Genomic DNA, 20011 nt, shown 5'->3' with positions numbered 1-20011 from the left:
CCTCGCGCTCGGAGCGACCCCTGCCGTCGGTCCGCGGCTCAGACACCCAGGAGCGGGGCGTCGAGCTCGCCCGCGTGGTACTTGCCGACCGCGGCCACGAGTTCGTCGACGGACAGCTGCCCGTTTCCGTCGGCGTCCACCTGGCTGAACGCCTCGTCCGCGTCGATCCGGTCGTTGCCGATGGCGCCGAGCCACTTCCGGAACTCCTGCGGATTGACCTGCCCGTCGCCGTCGACGTCACACAGGTCGACCATCGCGCGGATGCTGGGCCGGAGCATGTTGCTGAAGCCGATCGCGCCCTGGCTCAGCATCTGGGCGTCGGCGATCTCGACGAACTCCTCGACCGACAGGGCCTGACCGGCGTTCAGGCCGGCCTTTTCCATCATGTAGTCCCACATGTGCGGGTACGCCTGCAGCAGCGCCTGAGCCTTGGGGGAGCCTTCCGGCTCACCGAAGGCCTCGACGATGCGCCGGGCCTCCGCCTCCAGGTCGCCGCGTTCGACACGTCCGTCCCCGTTGGTGTCGTACAGCGCGAAGCGCTGTCGGAGACGCTCGGCCTGGGCAGTCTTGTTGGACATCTCACTCCTCGTTGTCGAAAAGCTGCGGTGAAAACCGGCTGTCTCGCACCCGAAACCATGGGACACCGAAAGAGCGACTATTCCGGAATCCCCGAGAGAGAATTGAAGAGTCGAGCACAGGTCCAGGCGATCGACCGGCCCACGCGAGGCGAACATCCAACGCCTCGCTGCAAGTTACATGAGTACTGGCAACATCGAGGCCTGTCAACGGAGCGGGCGACGAGCGGAAGACCGCAGAAACATTTTTCCCGCAATGCCGAGCACCTCCACACGGCCGATTGTTTTCGACCGTGGGTTCGGCCGCGAAACCGGAATCGTCCTCCTGGGACCGCACAGGCCGGGCCGGCTGCACACCGCAGCCCCCCTCGACATGCATTTCGGCCATCTTCCCGTCGACTGCAGAAGTGGCAAGCAAACCCACGGACGCCCACCATCGGATACGATGCCTCGAGGCCGCGATAACGCAACCTGCGCCCCCTTTCGCCGCACATTCTGGAAACATGTCGCGCGCGTTTCAGGGGAAGACGGGATGGGTATGCAGAAGATTTTCGAGCCGATCCGCCAACCTTTTCCTAACTCACTCGACGCGATATTCGCGTGCGAATTCACACCCATGTGCGACGTTCAGAAAAGGTGTACGAGGGGGGTCGAGCCGTGCTGTGCACGTTGATCGTCGGCTTGGGCCGCGCGGGCCTGGGACTGCATGTGCCGGTGCTGCTGCGTGCCCGCTCCCAAGTCCTGGGCACCTTCGCCGATCACCCGATCGTGGGAGTGGATCCCGGAAACACCGCCCGTGCCGAGCAGCGGGATCTGCTGACCGTCGACTCTCTGCGCCGAGCGTGCGATCTACTCGACCCGGCGCGTACCGTCGTCCATCTGTGCACTCCACCCGCAGTGCGCGCCGAGGTGCTCCGCGAGGTCGCCGCACTCGGGTTCTCACGGATTCTCACGGAGAAACCGCTGGCCGGTGACCGGGACATGCTCCGGTGGATCCTGCGGCTCGCGGGGGAACACGACCTGCGTCTGTCCGTCGTGGCGCCCTGGCTGCACAGCGCGCTGACCCGGCGTCTCCTGCAGGTGGTGGGCGACCGGAGGCTCGGCGCCGTGCGTTCCGTGTCCGTCACCCAGCACAAGCCCAGGTTCCGGCGCTCCCTGGGCAGCAGCAGTCACACCTCCGCTTTCGACGTGGAGGCGCCGCATGCGGTAGGCGTCCTCCTGCGCCTCCTGGGTGACGCGCAGCTGCGCGGCGCGCGCAGCACCGACCTGCGGGTGGGGACGACGACGGTGCCGCGCATGGGCGGTGCGCACCTCGAACTGCTGCATGCGGGTGGGGTCCGCAGCGAGGTGCTGTCCGACCTGTCCGCACCGGTACGTCAGCGGCGGATCGTCCTCGGTATGGAGGACGGAAGCGTCGTCGGGCACTACGCGGTCGGCCAGGACGACGACTTCGCGCAGTTGGAGATCACACGTGATGGCCACACCACGCGTGAGGTCCTCCGTGACGACTCGCTCACGGCATGTCTGACACATGCCTACCGCGGCTTCGCCGATGGCGGCGATGGAGCCGGTGCCGACGACCTCGGTCTGCATGTGCGGACGGTCGAGCTGCTCGACGAGGCGAAACGGCTGGCGGCCGCGCCTCCCGCCGGTGACACGCACCCTCGCAAGGAGACGATCGCGCATGGGCGTTGACCTTCCCGGAGCGGGTCCCCAGCAGCCCCGGTGCGGGGTGACCGAGGACGCCCCGAGCGGACGGGCGGCTCCCGGCATCCGTTTCGCGGGCATCGGGGACGAGGCCGCGGCGGATCTCGCCGGGCAACTGGACGCACTGTGCCAACTCGGCTGGGAGGCGATCGAGTTGCGCAACGTCGACGGCGTCGCGGTCGCCGACCTGGACGACCGGGCCTTCGCCGCCCTGGCCGACCGGATCGCGGCAGTCAGTCTCGACGTCGTCTGCGTCGACTCCCGGATAGCCAACTGGAGCCGCCCGATCACCGGTCGCTTCGAGGACGATGCGAGGGAGCTACGGCAGCTGGCCCGGCGCTGCGCCACCCTGGGCACGCGGTACGTCCGGGTGATGTCCTATCCCAACGCCGGCCTGGACGAACAGGAGTGGGGCAAACGGGCGCTGGACCGGATGGCCCTGCTGGTCCGGCAGGCCGAGCAGCAGGGGCTGGTGCTGCTGCACGAGAACTGCAGCGGTTGGGCCGGCAGCCGGGCCGACCGGATACGGCAGCTCCTCGACCGCGCCGGCGGCCCGGCGCTGCGGCTGCTGTTCGACATCGGCAACGGGGTGCCCTACGGCTACGACGCCCGCGCGCTGCTGGACGAGATCATCGACCACGTCGCTCACGTGCACGTCAAGGACGCCCGGACCGGGCCGGGCGGCCAGGTCACGTACACCCTGCCGGGGGACGGGGAGTCCGGCGTGCGCTCCTGCCTCAGGGCCCTCATCGACCACGGCTACACCGGGGCCTGGTCGATCGAACCGCACACGCACCTGCGGCCGCACCAAGACCAGGACACCACCGGCACCGACGGTGTGGCGGCGTTCGTCCGCTACGGCCGGTGCCTGGAACGGCTCGTTCGGCAGGAAACCCGGTCTGCCCGGACGTCCGCCGGTGGGGGGCGGCATGGTTGACGTCCCGGACCGGCCTCCTTCCCCGTCCGACTCCGCCGCCCTGTCACCTCCCGCGGCCCTGTCGCTGCCCGCCCGGCTGACACCAGCCGATCACGACCTGCTGCTCGATCTGCTCGGCACTCCCACGGCCGGGCCGCTGGAGTCCGGCACCGACGGTCCCGCCGTGCGCCTTTGGGAGGCCGGCCGGGCCTATGCGGCGGCCGCCGCGACGCTCGGTCTGAGGATTCTGCGCCACGCCCCGCCGGAACCGGCAGCGCTGCGCCGGGACGACGTGCCGCTGACGGTCCGGAACGCGGCGCAGGACGAGACGTTCCTGGCCCGGCAGCCCAGCTTGGTGCTGCGCCTCGGCCCCGAGCTCCCGCGGCGGGACACGGTGATGTTCAACGTCCACCTGGACACGGTGGCCGGCTGGTGGCCGGCCCACTTCGACGGTCGGCGCTTCACCGGCCGGGGAGCGATCGATGCCAAGGGCCCCGCCGTCGCCCTGCTCGCCGGCATCCGGGCCGCTCGCGCTGCCGAGCCGGCCCTGGGCAGCCGGGTCGGTGTGCTCATCCAGGCAGTCGCAGGTGAAGAAGGCGGTGCCATGGGTACGTTCGGCACCAGGCCGCTGGTGGAGGACGGGTTCACCGGCGGGCTGAACCTGTTCTGCGAACCCACCGGGCACCGCTTCCTGCCCCGTTCGACTGCGTCGATGACGGCCCTGATCCACGTCGAGGGCGAGGACGCGGTGGACGATCGCCCCGAGGCCGGTCACAACGCGACCGTACTGCTGGGGCACATCAGCAACTTCCTGGCCCGCGCCCTGCCGCCGCGGATCGGCGACAGCAGGGTGTGCGTGGCCGGACTGCACACCGGCGAACGGCACAACCGGGTGTACGGCACCGGCCGGCTGCTGCTCAACATCTCCTACGGGTCACGGCCGGCCGGCCGAGCCGCCGAGGCCGCGCTGGAGCAGGCACTGCGCGAGGCACTCGCCGACTTCGCCTCCGGGGCCGCCGGTGTCCCCGACCTGGCCAGGACGGCCTTTGACGCGACACGGATCACGTCCCTGCACTGGTACAAACGCGGTCTACCCGCGCTGGACGGCCGAGGCCGCGCGCCGTGGGCCGAAGAACTGCTGGAACGACATGCGGGCCTGGCGCGCTGGCCCGACGAGGAGCCGGCCTTCACCTGCGACGCGATCTGGATGGAGGACGTACCCGACAGCTACACGGCGGTCCTCGGCCCCGGCGACCTGGACACCAACCACGCGCACGCCGCCGGCGAGTACGTCGACCTGGACGACCTGGACCGGTACGCCGACGAGATCGCCCGCATTCTCGTCGCCCGAGTCCGCCACGCGCCGCCAGACGACGGTGCCGACGAAGAATGTCACACTCACTCAGCTGCCGCGCCGGGCGCGGCCGCGGACAGGACCCCTCCCCGATGACCTCGACGGCTTCCACCACCTCCACGGCGTCGGCAGACGCGACCGCCCCGACTGCCGTGACGCCCCGTTCCGGACCGTGCGTCGTCCCGCCCCAGGCCTCCGGCGCTGACGGCGACATCGGCGTACGGGTGCCGTACCGGGACCTCGTCACCTTCGTGACCGAGGTCTTCCTCGCCAGGGGACTGCCCGAGCACCGCGCAGGAGCCGCCGCCGAGGCACTGTGCCACGGCGACCTGACGGGCTTCACCAGTCACGGCATCACCAACCTCACCCGGCTCTACCTGCCGCTGTTCGACGCGGGCCGATGTGACCCGCGGGCGGAGCCGCGGATCGTCGCCGACCACGGTGCCTCGGTGCTCCTCGACGCCCGCCGGGCACTCGGGCTGTGGGCCGCCACCGAGGCGATGGACCTGGCGGTCGAGCGCGCCCGCCAATACGGGGTCGGCATGGTCTCTGTGCGGGGAGCCACGCACTTCGGCTGCGCGGGCCACCATGCCCTGCGCGCGGTCCGGCACCACATGGTGGGCCTGGTCACCGCCAACTGCGGCCGACAGCGGATCGTTCGCCCGGTCGGCGGACGGGCCCTCATGCTCGGCACGAATCCGCTCGCGCTGGCCGCCCCGGCCGGCGACCGACCGCCGTTCGTCCTGGACATGGCCACCACGGTTGCCCCCACCGGCAGGGTCCGGGCCGCCGCACGTGCCGGGCAGAGCGTGCCTGTGGGCTGGCTGCAGGACGACGACGGCGCGCCGGTGACCGACCCGGCCGCCTTCGACCGCGGCCAGGCGCACCTGCGCTGGCTCGGCGGTGACCCTGACAGCGGTGCCTACAAGGGCTTCGGTCTGGGCCTTCTGGTGGAGGTACTGTCCGCACTCGTCCCCGGAGCCGGAGTCGGCCCGCAGGAGGGAAAGGCGGAGCCGGCCGGCCCTGACGATGACATCGGCTACTTCATGCTGGCCATCGCCCCCGGGCGCCTCAGGCCCGAGGCGGAGTTCCGCACCGACGCGGCCACCTTGTTCGGTGCCCTCCTCGGCTGCCCACCGGTCCGAGCGGACGAACCGGTGCGCTATCCCGGCTGGCCGGAGGATGCCCGCTCTCGCGACCGGCGCGCTCACGGCGTCCCTCTGGAGCCGGCCCTGCACCGGGAGATGCTCGATCTGGCCCGGGACAGCGGTCTCAGCTTCCCGGCGCCTGTGCGGCCCACAGAGGCGGGGAGCCTGGCATGACGCTCCCCCGCATCGGCCTCATCGGCCTCGGCGTCATCTCCCGCTTCTACCTGGCCGCACTCGAACGTGCCGCGTGCGCACGGCTGGTGGCGGTGTGCGACGCCGACGAGACCCGGCTCGCCGTCGCACCAGCACAGGTGCCGCGCTACCGCGACCACCGCGAGCTGCTGCGGGCCGCGGACCTGGACGCCGTGGTGGTCAACGTGCCCAACGACCTGCACTACCCGGTATGCAGGGACGCGTTGGCGGCAGGACGCGCGGTATGCGTGGAGAAGCCGCTCGCCACGCATCCGCTCGACGGCCACCATCTCGCGCAGTTCTCCCAGCAGAGCGGCGCCGTGCTGTTCACCTCCTTCCACCGCCGCTACAACAGGGAGGTGAACGCGCTCCGCGAACGCATCGCTTCCGGGGCGCCGATCGCGTCGCTGACGGTGCGTTACGAGGAGACGATCGAGGAACACGCCGGCCGGGACCGCTGGTATCTCGATCCGGAGCGCTGTGGGGGCGGCTGCGTCGCCGACAACGGGCCCAACGCGTTCGATCTCGTTCGCCTGTTCCTCGGCGATGTCCGGGTGACCGAGGCCACCGTGCACCGCGACACGCAGGGCGTCGACCGGCAGGCGCGGGTGTTGCTGACCGCCTCGTCCGGCGCGGCGGCCCGGGTGGTGCTCGACTGGTCCTGTCCCGGCGAGCGCAAGACGGTGGAGGTGCGACTTGCCGACGGGACCGTCGACCGTGCCGACATGCTCGCGGGCCATCCGGAGTTCAAAGGGTCCCTGTGGCACGAATACGTGGGCGTACTACGGGACTTCACCGACGTCCTGTCCGGCCGCCGCACGAACGACCCTGACGGTCTGGCCGCCCTGGAGCTGGTGGCCGCCACGTACGCCTACGAAGGCCGCAGCCGACCCCACCCCGAACAGGAGGTACGCCGCCCGTGACACCCGGAGAGGACGGTGCCAAACGCGCCGTGTACGGGCACCTGGTGAAGGTCCTCACCCACCGGCGTGACGACCGGGGGATGACTCTGGAGGAATTCGCGAGCCGGTGTGTCCGCCGTGGTGAGGTGCATGAGCTGGTGACCACCGACCACACGGAGACCGCCGTCGGCGCCCGGATCGACCGAGTCGGATTCCTGGGCTTCGTGGAGATCGGATGCGCCGGCGTCATCGACCGGGGCGACGAGGTCTGGGCTGACGGGGACCTGGTGGGGACGGTTCTGGGATTCGACGCCTGCCACTTCCCGAACCACTACAACATCCTCATTTCGGCGCCTGAACGGCTCACCGGCCCGCAGCTCGGTCTCGCCCCCGAAGTCGGGGTCAGGTTCGAGCAGCGGGTTCATGTGCCGCACCCGCCCGCAAGCAATCCGATCCCGCGCGGCGGACACCCGCCGAACCGATCACCGGGAGCACCCGTGAACCCACGTATCAACCTCGCAGAGCTGGAGCCCGCTGCCTATCAGGCCATGCTGGGCTTGGAGGAACACCTCTCGTCCAGCTCGCTGCCGGCGCCGCTGCGCGAGTTGGTCAAGCTGCGGGCAAGTCAGCTCAACGGTTGCGCGTTCTGTGTACACCTGCACAGTGGCCGCGCCAGGAACGGCGGAGAACCAGACGAACGACTGTTCTCCCTCGTGGCCTGGCGCGAGTCCCCCTTCTTCAGCAAGGCCGAACGTGCCGCGCTCGCGCTGACCGACGCCGCTACCCGCCTCGACGCGGAGGGAGTGCCCGACGACGTGTGGAACGAAGCCGCCGCCCACTACGACGACCGGCAACTGGCGGCGCTGGTCATGACGGTCGCCACCATCAACGCCTGGAACCGAATCGGTGTCAGCACCCGCTTGGTGGCCGACTCACAGCAACCTGACGGGGACGACCGCTGAACGACTGGAGGAGCCGCCCTCGACGGGGCGCGTACGCCATGCCGTCCATGGCAAGGCCAAGGCCACGGCAGGGCGGCGCGAACAGATAGAGCACTCCAGGCACTGCTCAACCTTGTCGCCGCCGTCCTGTTCTCACCAGCGAGTGGCCTGGCTGCCGAGTCGGCGATCCGCTCAGCGAGAGAGCGGCAGAAGTCGTAATGAAGCCGCCGGACATGCTGTTCCTCGCCGGACTCCGCGAACTTCTGCGCGCCGTACTGGCAGACGGTCTCCAGCAACGAGGCTGTCCATTGCACTCGTTGCTGAGGACCACCGACTGTGCCCCCAGGCGATCGAGCAAGCCGAAGACATCTTGGCGCGCAACGTTCTCCCCCGCACCCACACCCTCGGCCGCGTCCAAGCCGAAGCCACCAACGAACACCGACAGCAGGTTCCACAGCAGCCGCTCGGCTGGGAGTGCACAGCTCGTAGCTCCAGTCGATCAACGCGCGCAGGTGCGCTGCCGGGGAGGGGCGGGCGGTGCGGTACCGCCAGTGAGCGGGGCGAAGCGGTTCTCCAGGCGCTCCGCCACCTGGTCGACGGTCAGGGTGAGCAGTCGTCTCAACCCGACGGTCTTGAGCAGCCACACACTGGCCGAGTCAACGCCTGGCTGGGTGGGGCTGGGTGGCGGCCGCCTCAGGCGACAGCGGAGCCCTAACAGTTACGAGCCAGTTCTGATCGAAAGCGCCGAAGCCTAGTCGTCACAGTGATCTGTCCCGGTCGGAAGTGTTCACAGGAGGCTCTCCTCAGTGCGGGTGGGGCGCGGCTCCGGCCGGTGCGGTCGGAGCCGCTGGGGGGTAACGGGCCGGGGCTGTGGCTTACTGGGTGTAGAAGGTGGCGTCGGCCCGGTCGGTCGCCGTGCTGAGAGCCTGGACCTGCAGCAGGTAGTCGTAGTGGCGGATGTAGCGGCCCGGGAAGTTGTACGACTCGTAGGAGACCCCGGCGGAGTCAGCGAGGCCGGCCCGGGCGGTGAAGGAGGCGTCACTGCGGAACTGGGCCGTCCCGTCGTTCTTCTCCACCCACACCTCGAAGTTCTTGTGGCGGAGGAAGTAGCCGGGGAAGTCGGCCGACTCCAGGGAGACGGTGCCGCTGCCGGCGAGACCGGTGACGACCCGGAACTGCGAGTCGGCCAGCGGGGAGACGTTCGGCTCGATCTTGGCGCGGAACTCCCAGTGCCGGATGAACCGGTCGGGGAAGTTGTACGAGGAAAGCCGGATCGGGGTGAGACCGTCGGCGACCGGGATGCCGAAGTCGGGTGTGCCGTCGGCCTTCCAGTAGATCTTCTGGACGCGGGTGCGGCGGTTGGGGTCGTTGAGGGGGTCGCCGCTGATGTCCTTGTAGCTGCGGTCGTGGTAGACGAGGATGTCCGACTTGCCGTCCTCGGAGACCGTGAACTGGTTGTGGCCGGGACCGTACTGGCTGGTGGCGGCGTTGCTGGCGAAGACCGGGCCGGCGGACTTGGCCCAGGACGAGGCGCTGAGCAGGTTGGCCGACGAGGAGGCCGTCAGCATGCCCATGCAGTAGTTGGCGTCGGTGGCGCTGGCCGAGAAGGTCATGAAGACCTTGCCGTTCCGCTGGATCACGGCCGGGCCCTCGTTGACCGTCTGTCCTCCGGCGGTCTCCCACGAGGCGGTCGGCCGGCTGAGCATGACCGGAGTGCCGGTGATGGTCCAGGGGCTGGACATCTGCGCCAGGTAGATGTTGGTGCCGGAGCCGACGGCCGGGTCGTTCTGCGCCCAGGCGAGGTAGCGGGTGCTGTTCACGACGAAGGTCGTCGCGTCCAGGGAGAAGGTGTCGAGCGGCAGCGCGATACGCCCCTTCTCCGTCCAGGCGCCCGTGATCGGGTTCGCGGCGGTGCACTCCAGGACGTAGGGCCGGATCTTCCAGATGTTGTTGGCGTCACCGGCGGCGAAGTAGATGTACCACTTGCCGTCGATGGAGTGGATCTCCGGAGCCCAGATGTGGGCGCCCATCGCACCGCTGGCGTGCTTGGTCCAGATGGTCGTCTCGGTGGCTGAGGAGAGCCCCTGGATCGTGGTGGCGCGGCGCAGCACAATGCGGTCGTACGCCGGCACCGTGGCGGTGAAGTAGTAGAAGCCGTCGGTGTGCTTCCAGATGTGCGGGTCGGCCCGCTGCTCGGCGATGCTGTTCGTGTACGTCACGCCGGGTGACGCGGGCACGGCGGCGTGGGCGGTACCGGCGGAGACGCCGGTGAAGGTGGCGGCGGCCGAGCCGGCCATCATGCCGAGGACCGTTCGACGGGTGAGCGCAGGTCTCACGGACTACTCCCTCTGGGACTGGAGCTGGGGGTGGGAACGCATCGACAGTTCACACTCTGTCGGTATTTCGAACGCAGTTCGTAAGCTCGGGCAGAACATAGGTTCTCGTGCAAGACCCAGTCAACGCTTCTGTCACACAGGTTTCACACGGCGGCAAAAAGGGTGCGCCTTCCCCGTCCGGCCAGGTGAGAAGCACCCCAGGCGGGTTCAGTCCAGCAGGGCGACCGTGAACGATTTACGGTGGCCACCAGCAAGGCCTGGAGGCGGTCCCGGCATTCCCCGTCCACCGCGCTCGGCCGGCGCCCGGAGGTAGACGGCGACCCCGTCGGCCACTCGGCGGGCGACCAAGGACCGAGAGCGCCGGAACGGCGGCAGAGCCAGGCCACCGGGGATGTAGGTCAGCTGCTCGCGGCCGTCCTCGGTGAGAAGGACGGGCCGCAGCCGCGCGGCGATGCCGTGCTCCCTCAGCGCCCGAAGGTGGCCGTGGAGAGCGCGCGCGTCGTGCGATGCCGGGTGCTCGACGATCTCACCCCGCGGAAGCCCGCCCCCGCGTTCAGAAGCCCTGGACCAAGCCGCTCGGATGCCGCTGGGGTGCGGGGCCGGCAAACACTGGACGATCACCATGGCATGACCTCCTCAGAGACAGCCCCCGCGGGGCGGCGAGGCGGTCCCGTGCATGGTGCATGGCATCAACCGTCACGATGCTGGAGATCGCGCGAGCCGGCCGGCGCCGAGGAGCCATCCGCACAACATCATTCCGCTCAGGCACCCCGTGGCTTTGAGGCGGCCAGGCCGGCCTCATCCGGCGTCGATAGGGTCATCGTCCGCGCCTTGCACGTTGCGGTCCTCGGCTCCGCGCCACAGGCCATCCGAACCACTGCACCCCGTTCCGCAAGCCGCTCTGCGACGCCGTACGCGCGCACCTCACGAAAGCTGCCTGAGCCGTCGACGCCCTGCACTATGAGCTCATGAATCGGGTGCCGCCTCGGCGACGACCGGATGCTGGCCCTCTGACCGCGCATCAAAACGTCACCCACTTGGTGTTCTTCGTACGCCCGCGAGGTCAGCCGTAGGCAGCACCAGCAGGCCCCAGTTGACGGCGCCCAGTGGCCCTGCGGCGGTCGTCGAATCCTGGCGGCGCTGCCCCGGGCAGGGTGAGCGCCCTACCGGCCGCGGCATTCCCTCACTGTCCAGCGTTCACCGCGCGATCCGCTGGTGTGTGGGCGAAGCGACCCCCGGTGTTATTCAATGAGGTGTGCGGTCAGGGATCTCGGGGCCCTGTCCCACGGGTCCGAGTAACGACCCCGGCGCTGCGCCGGGGATTGCCGAGAGAGCCGCATGGACTCCACGCCCTCCCCCTCGCCCTCATCGCCGTTTGGCCTGGTCAGCAGCGCCCTGGGGCGCTACACGCGCGGCGGACCGGCAGCGGCCACCGGTCCTACCAACCCGCAGGGCGACCGCACCACCCGCCAACGCGTACCCGACAACCCGGCAGCCGACTCCCAGGATCAGATTCTCGGCGTGGTCAACTTGGACAGAGATCTGAGGATCACCCGCTGCAATCTGGACGCCGCCGTATTCGCGGGTCTGGGCCCCGTGGCCGGGAGACCTTTCGCCGATCTCCTGCCCCCCGGCGACGTACCGACGGTCACACGGCGATTGCGGCAGGTCCTGGAGATCGGTGAGGCGCACGTCGCCCGGATCCAGCGCCTGCGGCGCGGCGACGGGTCGGAACTGGTGGTCTCGATGAGCATCCTGCCCGCCGCGGCGCCTGATGAAGGCTTGACCGTCTCCTTGATCGCCATGGCCAAGCGGCTGCACCTGTACGCCGCCGAGACCGCGATCGGCACCTCGCTGGACATCGGTGAGACCGCGCAGTCGCTGGCGGAGTCCCTGCTGGCTTGGGGAGACGTGGCCGCCGTCGACCTCGACTTCGCCATGTGGACGGGCGAGGGAGTCACCGCGCAGGCGCAGGGGCGCATCCGGCTACGGCGGGCAGCCCTGGTGCCGGATCGGGTGTGGCCCGAGGGTTACGTGACCCCGGGCGACGAGCTTCCGAGCGACGCGAGTCGCCTGCTTTCGCAGGCGGTACGGCGGGACGATGCCCCGCAGGCCATCGTCATACCCGACCGGGAGGCGGTCGAGCGGCTGCTCGGCACCCCACGAGTGATCCGAGCCCTGGTGCCCGGTGACCGGTCGGCGAGTGTGGCGTGCATACCGCTGGTCCTGGACGGCGCGCCGCCCGTCGTGCTGGGCGTGGCGGAGGTCTGGCGGCGGCCGGACTGTCCCTTCCACGACAGCGAGTTGTTCGACCTGCAGGAACTGGTGGCCAGGACCGCCCATCACGTCGATCTGGCCCGTCAACACCATCGCGAGCACACTCAGGTGCTGGCGTTGCAGCGCCGACTGCTGCCCCGAACAGGCGGCCACACCATTGAGATCGCCAGCGTCTACCAGCCCGCCACCCCCGACAGCGCAGGCGTCGGCGGCGACTGGGTGAACAGCTTTCCGCTGCCGGACGGCCGTACCGCACTGGTAGTCGGTGACGTCGTGGGGCACGGCCTGGGAGCCGCGGCAACCATGGGCCAGCTGAGCATGGAGGCCCGCGCACTGCTGTCCGCGGGGCTGGCACCCGACGAGGTGCTGGAGCACCTGGACGAGACCGTGACGCTGCTGGACGACGCGGATGCCGGGCTGGCGGCCGGCTACAGCGCCCTCGGCTCTACCTGCTGCATCGCCCTCTACGACCCGGTCAGCCACCACGTGGCGCTCTCCAGCGCCGGCCACCTCCCCCCGGTCCTGGTGCTTCCGCACGGCCACGCGAGCCCGCTCCCGGTCAGCCCTCACCCTGGCCTGGGCGCCGAGTTCGCGCTGCGGGAGCCGTTCGACGTGTACACGTTCGGCGCGCCCCCAGACTCTCTAATCGCCCTCTACACCGACGGCCTGGTGGAGGATCCGGCCCTGTCGATCGACGAGGGGATCAGCAGGCTGGCGGATACCTTGTCCACGGTGCATCCCTGGGACGCCCTGCAGCAGACCGCACGGCACGTCGTCGCCGCGCTGGCGCCCGTGCGCCAGCGCGACGACGTGACCCTGCTGCTCGCGCGCATGATCGGCTACCGCAAGGGGGACACCGCGACCTGGCGGCTGCCCGCCCGCGACGACGCGCCCGCCCGTGCCCGCACGCATGTCTCCGCGCTGCTGCGGCAATGGCACACCAGGGGCGCCACCCAGGACGACGTACCGCTGCTGGTCAGCGAGCTGGTCACGAACGCGGTCCGCTTTGCCACCGGTCCCATCACGATACGACTGATCAGGGCCGGTCCCCGCCTGCTGTGCGAGGTGGGCGACACCGGCAACGGCAGGCCACGTCTGAGGCGAGGCGGCCTCCTCGACGACGACGGGCGTGGCCTGCACGTCGTGCACAGGCTGACCACCCGGTGGGGGGTGCGGTGGACGGACACCGGCAAGGTGGTCTGGGCGGAAGTCGCCAGGTGACGCGGCTGCCGGGCGGGGCGCAGCCGGCGTACGCGAGTGCGGCGAGGGAGGGGCGGCGTGCGCGTCAGCCGGCGCCACCGACGATACGGACGGCGCCCTCCGCGGTACTGGTGGCGTGACCGGTGATGCGGGCGGCCCGTCAGCTCGTACGGGTGGCGCGGGCTCGCACTACACCCACTCCCCTTCCAGTTCCAGGGCGGTGGCGGTGAGGCCCGGTGCCGCCGCGTACAGGACGGCGCGATTGCCCGACTTCTGCCCGGCGTCGTGCGCCCGCCGCAGGATGTCGAACACGGCGGCGCCTCCGCTGGTGTAGCTGTCCCGGCTGTAGTCCAGCAGCCCCGACGGCCACGCGTCGGGCATCGTCTGCTCCATGTACTCCAGCACCCGGGTCCCGCCGGGGTGCGCGAGCAGTACGTCAGGGTGCCAGGAGTCGGGGTCGTCCTGGTAACGGACGCGCAGCCACTCCCACATCGCGGTGACCGTCTCCTGTACGGCGCGCGGCCCTCGCCGGTCCATCACGAAGTGGGTGCCGTCCGCCGGCGTATCCAGGCGATGCAGGTCTTGGGTGCCGGGCAGGGTGTGGTGCCAGGCGGCGTCCAGCCGCAGCACCGACTCGCGCCTCGGGCGGCCCGTGACCACCGCGGTGTCCGCGGTGTCCACGGTGTCCACGGTGTCCGCGGTGTCCACGGTGTCCACGGTGTCCGCGGTGTCCGCGGTGTCCGCGGTGTCCGCGGTGTCCGCGGTGTCCGCGGTGTCCGCGGTGTCCGCGGTGTCCGCGGTGTCCGCGGTGTCCGCGAACAGCAACCGGACGATCAGGGACTCGATGGTGTCGTCCGCGGGCTGGTAGGTCGTGCTCAACGCCTCCGCGATCACGACCAGGACCACCCGTTCGGGGTCCGCGGCCACGAGATCAGCCGCCAGGGCCAGGGAGCGGGTCCCCGCGACACAGGCCCACTGCGTAGCCGGCAGCAGCATCAAGTCGTTGCGGAGCGGAAGCTTGTTGGCCAGGGCGATGTCCAGACCCGGCAGCGCCGGGGTGGTGGAGTGACTGGTGATCAGGCAGTCGATGTCTGCGGCGTCCAGCCCGGCGATCTGCAGGGCCCCGCGCGCCGCACGCTCCCCGTGGGACTGCACGGCCTCCCAGGCCGGGGCGGTGCGCTCCTGGACGGTCTGTGGCGCGGGTATCGCCTCGAGGGCGGCGATCACGCGGTCCACGTAATGCACCGCCGGATGCTCGGCAACGGCTACTGCGCTCGCCCCGTCGAGATGGACTGCCACTTCGAGTCGATCTGTGAATCGTGCACGTTCTTCGTCACCACGATCGAGTTCCGGCCCACCCTCGAACGCCAGCGAGACGACGCGGCAGCGAAGGGACAAGTCGCACGCGAGCAGATCTTCGACGGACTCCTCAGCCGACTCGACGGAGAAGCGTCCTGACTGGCCCCCATTCAATATGAACGATCCGGCCAGCTGTGATGTGACGCCGACATCAACAAAAGGGCGCCCTATGGGATCGCAGGGCGTCCGCACTGCTATCCCATCGGGCGTGGAGCCATCCACGCTGCATCACTGCACGGCGTCAGGCGCTTCGACGGTAAACGTCACAACTTCGACTTCGGCATCGGAGGGCAGGCCGGGATAGTGACCCTGGAGGCCCGTCTTGAGCTGGTCGATGCTCGTGCCGCCATCGAGCCGAGCCTGTTCGGCGGTGAGGCGATCGAGCCGGTGGCGTTCGACGCCGGTGACGGTGCCGTTCAACGTGCGGTGGGCTTCGTCGTCCTCGAATAGGAAGATTGCGGGACCCAGCGCGATCGGATCGTCGTAGCGGACGGTGGAGGTCTTCCGCGCGGTGGCGATGGCCTCGTAGTAGCGCTTGTTGAACCGAACAATTCGACGCGCATCCGCATCGGGGAAGAAGTAGGTGTCCGGCAGAAGCATCCGAATCGGGCGCAGTGTCGGCCCGTCGTCGGTCGGTACGGCCACGAAGACGTCGGGATGGAGGTCGAGAAGCGCTTGGCGGCAGCGGCCGCACGGCGGGATGAGGCCACGACCCTGATCTCCCGCGGCGGCGATTGTGACGAGCGGGCCGGCTCCCGCTGCTGCGGCGGCACCGAGTACGACGAGTTCGGCGCACGGTCCGCCGGTGAAGTGGTAGACGTTGACCGCCTCATGGATCCTGCCGGCCGTGTCCATCGCCGCTGCGGCTACGGTGTGGTTCGGGTCGCTCCCGAGAGCAGCAGCGAGCAGTTCCGCAGCCTCGATGACGCGGCGCTCGGAGTCGAAGAGCTTCATGGAGACCATGGCGCCGACCCTAGATCGGCCCAGCCGGACTCCTCGACACAATTGTTCTAACGGGCTTCACCCTCAGCGCGGTCGGTGGCTTGACATCGAGACCCGCATATTAGAGGGGTGCCGGCCGGGCAGGTGCGCTACGACAACCTCACCCCGGCCGTTCGCAAGGTCATCTTCCGCAGCCGACTGCGGGAGGAGAACCCGAAGTGGACCGCACTGCGCGAGTTCTACGGGTTCAGTCCGTTCTATTGCGAGCCGGGACTGCGCGGCGCACACGAGAAGGGCGGGGTTGAGGGCCAAGTCGGCTACTTCCGGCGTAACTACCTCACCCCGGTCCCGCGAGTGGCGACGCTGGAGGATCTCAACCAGCAGATCACCGTGTTCGAGGAGCGCGAGCTCAACCGCCGGATCGGCTCGCGGATCCGCACGATCGGCCAGGACTTCGCCCGGGAGGCGCCGCACTTGCTCCCTTGCCGCCGGAGCCGTTCGAGACAGCGATGACATTCCAGCCCAGGGTCGACCGCTACAGCCGGATCACCGTCAAGATGTGCTCGTACTCCGTCCCGGTCCGCTTCATCGACCGCAAGGTCACCGTGCACCTGACCGGCGACACGCTCGTCGTATTCGAAGGCCGCCGTGAGATCGCCCGCCATGCCCGGCTCGCCGGCCCGCGGCCTGGAGCACCTGGTCCTGGACCACTATCTGGAGGTGCTGCTGCGCAAACCTGGCGCTCTGGACCGTTCCGAGGCGTTGCATCAAGCCCGCGCCGAGGGCACCTTCACCGCCGAGCACGAGGCGTTCTGGGCCATGGCCAAGCAGCAGCTCGGCGAGATCGAAGGAACGAAAGCCCTGGTCAGGATCCTTCTCCTCCATCGCCACCAGCAACACGCGGACGTGCTCGCGGGCTTGCGGGCCGCCGTCGAGTTGAGCACCTGCAGTGACGACGTGGTGCCCTGGAGGCCCGCAAGTCCGCCCAGATCGCCGGCCGGGCCCCCACCGTCACCGCAACATCGGCCCGGGCCCGCACCAGCGCGAATAAGACCAACGGGACGCAGCAGAACCCTTGCCGGGCTTCGTGCGCGATCAACCGGAGGGAGGGTCAGCTCCCGTTGCGGAGCGTGTCGAGGACGTGGGGCCAGGCAGCCGTCCCCAGGAGGGCGTCGGCTTCGGGCGTGCCTCCGTACTGGAAGCGTGGGGATGCCGACGCCGGTCTCTCGCCGGGAAAGCGTGGGCGGTGGCCGGCATCGTGGCGGGTGATCAGACGCACCGTGGCCTTGACCGAGCGCCGGCGTTGTGCCAGTTGTTCGGCGAAGGGAAGAGACGGCCACATCGCATCGTCGCCGCCTGCGACCAGCAGCAGATCGGCGCGCGCCTTGTCCACGGGGATCTCCGCCAAAGGGAGTCGATCAGCAAACGTCCGCTCGCTCAGTTCGTACCACCCGCGGATGGCGACCGGCCCACCGTCCGTCTCTGCGGGAGTCCAGGAATCGTCCAGCGGGACGAAAGGCACCGCCTGCTCTCGCCAGGTCCAGGACGATCGATAAGGGCGGTGGGCTCCATCGCGCCCTGGCCCGACGTTGCACCAGACCCGGGACGTGGGCGACATCGCGACGACAACGTCCACGCGAGGATCGTGCACTGCCGTGAGCAGCGCCGCCTCAGCTCCCTTGGAGGTGCCCAGGATGCCGACGCGTCGTGCCCCGTTCAACCGGAGGAGGTCGACGGCGGCGGTGAAGGTCTCCAGGGGGATCTCGCAGATCCCTGGGGACCGACCCGGCCCGCCGAACCAGCGGATCGACACGGCCGTCATGCCCTGCTGGGCAAGGATGCGTGCTCTCTCCCGTTCGACGCGCCCGCTGGAACCCGCCAGGACCACAACGCCGATGTCACTGCCGCGGGCGGGAGCGACCAGTACGCCTTCCCAGGGATCGGTCAGCTCGCGCTCAGTGACATCCACGTGATCCCCCCGTCGGTCCGCCTCAACCTGTCAGCGCAGCCTAATCGGCGTTGCCATGCCTCCTGGAACAACCGCACCCGCCCCGCACAGCCACCGGCGGTGTCCATCCTGTGGTCCCAAAACCCAGCCCCGCCGGACCGGCCCCCACACCGGCGGCAGAGCTGGATGCGATCCTCGCCTCGCCCGCCGACCGGGTACGCCAGGACCTCGACCACCTGGCCCGCCACCAGGGAACGCTCGGCCCCGGCTGCGGACCCTGCACGCCGACCCGCAGACCCGCCTGGCCAAGGTCATCGAAGAGATGGAAACGTACTGGGAGCTGGCACTCGCCCCCTACTGGGCGCGGATCCGGGAAGTGCTGGACGTGGACATCTTCTACCGGGCCCGCATGGTCGCCGAACACGGTGCGGGCCGCCTCCTCAACGACCTGCACACTTCGGTGAGCTGGGACGACATGGGCTGCAGCCGGCCCGCCGAAAGCAGCCGCTGAATCGCGAAACGGCAGGTAGAGGACTGCTGCTGGTCCCGTCAGCCTTCACCGGACCGGGACTGCACACCCGGACGACTCCGCCGGATCCACCCCAACTCGCCTATCCGGCGCGCGGTGTCGGCTCGCTATGGAAAGCGCGGCCCGTCGCCCAGGCCGAGAGCCTCGCCGCCGTACTCGGCCGCTCGCGGACCCTACTCCTGACCGAACTGGAGACTCCGGACTCCACCACACAGTTGGCCCACCGCACCGGACTCTCCCCGGCCGGGGTATCCCAATACCTCACTGCGCTACGCACGCGGGTCTGGTCAGCGCCCACCGCGTCGGCCGATCCGTCCTCTACGCCCGGACCACCGCGGCCGAAACCCTCCTCCAAGCAGCCTCTGCCTGAGACTCAGTCAACCCCCGAAGGACTTCCGGAGCCAAGAGCCAACCGCGAAGAGATGCTGAGATGGCTCTTCCCCTCGACGAAGCCCCGTGGCCTGGGACCGCTGCGACATTGCTCCCAACGCGAGGGGTCGGTTGTGGCCAACCACCGGCCGAGCACGAAGTCGGTGCTTCCATGAAGGTGATTACGTCGTAATCACTCTCATGGAAGCAGTTTGAGCACGGAGCGCTGTGCGCCCCGCAGACGGATCCAGAGCGATCACTCACGGAGAGTCGCCGCCGATTCATAGGATGGGCGCCCGTACCTATTGGCTCCGTCTGGTGGGGACAGCGGGCACACCTGCGGCTCCACTCAGGGCGACGGGTGTCACGAGACCTGCCACCACAGCCTGGATGAGGACGTCGTTGGCTGCTCGCTCGCTGCCGACCCCGGCAACGTAGAGCCGGACGGACACGACAATCAGGAGGGCCCACCAGGGTGATTGCAGCCAGCTGAGCGCAGCTGTCAGACCCACGAGGGCGTAGGCGACATTCTTGCGGAACTCTGCTTCACCCACGGCTCGGTCGTATTCGTTGAACAAGTCGTAGTTGGCGGTCAGCAGTTTGATGCGAAGCTGTCTGGTCTCGCCGAGGATGTCTCGTGCAGCGAGGTTCACCACGAGGCGTTCGCCGCGCTGGCGTTCAAGTCCGGCGCCCGAGTTGGTCTCCGGCTGCGGGGCGGGTATCCGTCCCTCGTCCTGCAGGAAGGCGACCAGATCATTGAAGGCAAGCCTAGAGACGCGTGGCGTGATGGTAGTACGAGCATCCCAGAACCTTGCAGTCTTCGGCGCTTCCTGCGTGTTCACAGTGACCACTCGGACCGCGAGCATGGCGCCGATGAGGTAGGCGAGAAAGGCGCCGGCGGCGAGCACTCCCGCAGGACCTATCAAGCCGCCAAGGCGATACAACGAAACCCACACACCGTGAGCCTGCTGCTGTGTCGGCACGCGGTCTCCTAAGACCAACCAGAGCGTCAGGAGCCAGATGCATCCCGTTGAGAGCGGTGCTCGGACATCACGAAGGCCAGGCAGCAGATTCGCGAGCATGTCTTCTCCCTAATCCAACGTGCCGCGTGTGGCTCCGTCCCGCACTTCACCTTCGCCCGCCCTCGTGAGAGCCAGTCCGACGGACATCTGTTCTGAAGCGAAGGGTGCGGAACCCACGTGGCAATGGCCTCGGTCTTCAACGGCCAGTAGAACAGCCCCTTTCGAAGGAGAACCGCACCACCGCGGGCCCGTGGAACCCGGCGCAGCCGCAGCGTCACGCGACGGCCCGCCCCC

19 protein-coding genes are annotated in these 20011 nt (G+C 69.3%); 11 read left to right on the top strand and 8 right to left on the bottom strand.

Annotated elements, in window-relative coordinates:
- Positions 1 to 38: 38 nt before the first annotated feature.
- On the bottom strand, positions 39 to 578 hold the full coding sequence (locus tag ACFWWR_RS38950; RefSeq protein ID WP_383876153.1) for an EF-hand domain-containing protein: 540 nt from the start codon (positions 576 to 578) through the stop codon (positions 39 to 41).
- A 654-nt stretch (positions 579 to 1232) separates the two neighbouring features.
- On the opposite strand from ACFWWR_RS38950, the gene ACFWWR_RS38945 reads away from it, so the two are divergent.
- Genes ACFWWR_RS38945 through ACFWWR_RS38920 form a run of 6 tightly spaced genes read left to right on the top strand, consistent with a single transcriptional unit; the run spans position 1233 to position 7756 of the window.
- Positions 1233 to 2270, top strand: coding sequence for a hypothetical protein (locus ACFWWR_RS38945; RefSeq protein ID WP_384308412.1), 1038 nt, complete (start codon positions 1233 to 1235; stop codon positions 2268 to 2270).
- Complete coding sequence (locus ACFWWR_RS38940; protein ID WP_384308409.1) at positions 2260 to 3219, top strand: sugar phosphate isomerase/epimerase family protein; 960 nt, start codon at positions 2260 to 2262, stop codon at positions 3217 to 3219. The genes ACFWWR_RS38945 and ACFWWR_RS38940 overlap by 11 nt, the downstream gene beginning before the upstream one ends.
- A complete protein-coding gene (locus ACFWWR_RS38935; RefSeq protein WP_383876148.1) occupies positions 3212 to 4648 on the top strand; it encodes a M20/M25/M40 family metallo-hydrolase in 1437 nt (478 codons plus the stop codon). The genes ACFWWR_RS38940 and ACFWWR_RS38935 overlap by 8 nt, the downstream gene beginning before the upstream one ends.
- On the top strand, positions 4645 to 5874 hold the full coding sequence (locus ACFWWR_RS38930) for an Ldh family oxidoreductase (RefSeq protein WP_384308406.1): 1230 nt from the start codon (positions 4645 to 4647) through the stop codon (positions 5872 to 5874). Before ACFWWR_RS38935 ends, ACFWWR_RS38930 begins: the two co-directional genes overlap by 4 nt.
- Positions 5871 to 6815, top strand: a complete 945-nt coding sequence (locus ACFWWR_RS38925; protein ID WP_384308403.1) for a Gfo/Idh/MocA family protein — start codon at positions 5871 to 5873, stop codon at positions 6813 to 6815. Before ACFWWR_RS38930 ends, ACFWWR_RS38925 begins: the two co-directional genes overlap by 4 nt.
- Positions 6812 to 7756, top strand: a complete 945-nt coding sequence (locus ACFWWR_RS38920) for a carboxymuconolactone decarboxylase family protein (RefSeq protein WP_383876143.1) — start codon at positions 6812 to 6814, stop codon at positions 7754 to 7756. The genes ACFWWR_RS38925 and ACFWWR_RS38920 overlap by 4 nt, the downstream gene beginning before the upstream one ends.
- A 478-nt stretch (positions 7757 to 8234) precedes the next feature.
- On the opposite strand, the gene ACFWWR_RS38915 is transcribed toward ACFWWR_RS38920, so the two are convergent.
- From ACFWWR_RS38915 to ACFWWR_RS38905, 3 genes are all read right to left on the bottom strand, one after another.
- A complete protein-coding gene (locus ACFWWR_RS38915) occupies positions 8235 to 8381 on the bottom strand; it encodes a hypothetical protein (RefSeq protein ID WP_384308400.1) in 147 nt (48 codons plus the stop codon).
- Between the two features lie 229 nt (positions 8382 to 8610).
- Positions 8611 to 10035, bottom strand: coding sequence for a family 43 glycosylhydrolase (locus ACFWWR_RS38910; protein ID WP_384308420.1), 1425 nt, complete (start codon positions 10033 to 10035; stop codon positions 8611 to 8613).
- A gap of 243 nt (positions 10036 to 10278) precedes the next feature.
- Positions 10279 to 10695 (bottom strand): hypothetical protein, encoded by a 417-nt coding sequence (locus tag ACFWWR_RS38905; RefSeq protein ID WP_384308398.1) that lies wholly within the window; start codon positions 10693 to 10695, stop codon positions 10279 to 10281.
- A gap of 714 nt (positions 10696 to 11409) precedes the next feature.
- On the opposite strand from ACFWWR_RS38905, the gene ACFWWR_RS38900 reads away from it, so the two are divergent.
- Positions 11410 to 13569, top strand: a complete 2160-nt coding sequence (locus tag ACFWWR_RS38900; protein ID WP_384308395.1) for a SpoIIE family protein phosphatase — start codon at positions 11410 to 11412, stop codon at positions 13567 to 13569.
- Between the two features lie 168 nt (positions 13570 to 13737).
- Here the strand turns inward: ACFWWR_RS38900 and ACFWWR_RS38895 are convergent, their stop codons facing one another.
- Positions 13738 to 14793 carry a type III polyketide synthase gene (locus tag ACFWWR_RS38895; protein WP_384308392.1) on the bottom strand — a complete coding sequence of 352 codons (1056 nt, stop codon included), beginning with the start codon at positions 14791 to 14793 and terminating at the stop codon, positions 13738 to 13740.
- Between ACFWWR_RS38895 and ACFWWR_RS38890 the strand changes: the two genes are divergently transcribed.
- The gene (locus ACFWWR_RS38890) at positions 14788 to 15006 is read left to right on the top strand and encodes a hypothetical protein (RefSeq protein WP_383876136.1); all 219 of its coding nucleotides are present in this window, start codon (positions 14788 to 14790) and stop codon (positions 15004 to 15006) included. The genes ACFWWR_RS38895 and ACFWWR_RS38890 overlap by 6 nt on opposite strands.
- 129 nt (positions 15007 to 15135) lie before the next feature.
- Here ACFWWR_RS38890 and ACFWWR_RS38885 read toward each other — a convergent pair whose 3' ends face one another.
- Complete coding sequence (locus ACFWWR_RS38885) at positions 15136 to 15870, bottom strand: ASCH domain-containing protein (RefSeq protein WP_383876134.1); 735 nt, start codon at positions 15868 to 15870, stop codon at positions 15136 to 15138.
- 108 nt (positions 15871 to 15978) lie between these two features.
- Here ACFWWR_RS38885 and ACFWWR_RS38880 point away from each other — a divergent pair, with 108 nt between their 5' ends.
- Together ACFWWR_RS38880 and ACFWWR_RS38875 are read left to right on the top strand one after the other, a co-directional pair.
- A complete protein-coding gene (locus ACFWWR_RS38880) occupies positions 15979 to 16362 on the top strand; it encodes a hypothetical protein (protein ID WP_384308389.1) in 384 nt (127 codons plus the stop codon).
- Complete coding sequence (locus tag ACFWWR_RS38875; protein ID WP_384308386.1) at positions 16359 to 16802, top strand: hypothetical protein; 444 nt, start codon at positions 16359 to 16361, stop codon at positions 16800 to 16802. Before ACFWWR_RS38880 ends, ACFWWR_RS38875 begins: the two co-directional genes overlap by 4 nt.
- Positions 16803 to 16960: 158 nt before the next feature.
- Here the strand turns inward: ACFWWR_RS38875 and ACFWWR_RS38870 are convergent, their stop codons facing one another.
- The gene (locus ACFWWR_RS38870) at positions 16961 to 17818 is read right to left on the bottom strand and encodes an acyl-CoA thioester hydrolase/BAAT C-terminal domain-containing protein (protein ID WP_384308383.1); all 858 of its coding nucleotides are present in this window, start codon (positions 17816 to 17818) and stop codon (positions 16961 to 16963) included.
- Between the two features lie 301 nt (positions 17819 to 18119).
- Between ACFWWR_RS38870 and ACFWWR_RS38865 the strand changes: the two genes are divergently transcribed.
- Positions 18120 to 18308 (top strand): hypothetical protein, encoded by a 189-nt coding sequence (locus ACFWWR_RS38865; protein WP_384308380.1) that lies wholly within the window; start codon positions 18120 to 18122, stop codon positions 18306 to 18308.
- A 689-nt stretch (positions 18309 to 18997) separates the two neighbouring features.
- Here ACFWWR_RS38865 and ACFWWR_RS38860 read toward each other — a convergent pair.
- Positions 18998 to 19777 carry a hypothetical protein gene (locus ACFWWR_RS38860; RefSeq protein ID WP_383876125.1) on the bottom strand — a complete coding sequence of 260 codons (780 nt, stop codon included), beginning with the start codon at positions 19775 to 19777 and terminating at the stop codon, positions 18998 to 19000.
- Positions 19778 to 20011 lie beyond the last annotated feature (234 nt).

It is taken from the genome of Streptomyces sp. NPDC058678, from assembly GCF_042714835.1.
Classification (GTDB): domain Bacteria; phylum Actinomycetota; class Actinomycetes; order Streptomycetales; family Streptomycetaceae; genus Streptomyces.
This window is presented reverse-complemented; position numbering and strand designations above follow the sequence as displayed.

Coding starts and splice junctions, on each gene's coding strand:
- ACFWWR_RS38950 (WP_383876153.1), bottom strand. CDS start 578: ATGTCCAACAAGACTGCCCAGGCCGAGCGTCTCCGACAGCGCTTCGCG.
- ACFWWR_RS38940 (WP_384308409.1), top strand. CDS start 2,260: ATGGGCGTTGACCTTCCCGGAGCGGGTCCCCAGCAGCCCCGGTGCGGG.
- ACFWWR_RS38935 (WP_383876148.1), top strand. CDS start 3,212: ATGGTTGACGTCCCGGACCGGCCTCCTTCCCCGTCCGACTCCGCCGCC.
- ACFWWR_RS38930 (WP_384308406.1), top strand. CDS start 4,645: ATGACCTCGACGGCTTCCACCACCTCCACGGCGTCGGCAGACGCGACC.
- ACFWWR_RS38925 (WP_384308403.1), top strand. CDS start 5,871: ATGACGCTCCCCCGCATCGGCCTCATCGGCCTCGGCGTCATCTCCCGC.
- ACFWWR_RS38910 (WP_384308420.1), bottom strand. CDS start 10,035: ATGATGGCCGGCTCGGCCGCCGCCACCTTCACCGGCGTCTCCGCCGGT.
- ACFWWR_RS38905 (WP_384308398.1), bottom strand. CDS start 10,695: ATGGTGATCGTCCAGTGTTTGCCGGCCCCGCACCCCAGCGGCATCCGA.
- ACFWWR_RS38900 (WP_384308395.1), top strand. CDS start 11,410: ATGGACTCCACGCCCTCCCCCTCGCCCTCATCGCCGTTTGGCCTGGTC.
- ACFWWR_RS38890 (WP_383876136.1), top strand. CDS start 14,788: ATGCACCGCCGGATGCTCGGCAACGGCTACTGCGCTCGCCCCGTCGAG.
- ACFWWR_RS38885 (WP_383876134.1), bottom strand. CDS start 15,870: ATGGTCTCCATGAAGCTCTTCGACTCCGAGCGCCGCGTCATCGAGGCT.
- ACFWWR_RS38875 (WP_384308386.1), top strand. CDS start 16,359: ATGACATTCCAGCCCAGGGTCGACCGCTACAGCCGGATCACCGTCAAG.
- ACFWWR_RS38865 (WP_384308380.1), top strand. CDS start 18,120: ATGGAAACGTACTGGGAGCTGGCACTCGCCCCCTACTGGGCGCGGATC.
- ACFWWR_RS38860 (WP_383876125.1), bottom strand. CDS start 19,777: ATGCTCGCGAATCTGCTGCCTGGCCTTCGTGATGTCCGAGCACCGCTC.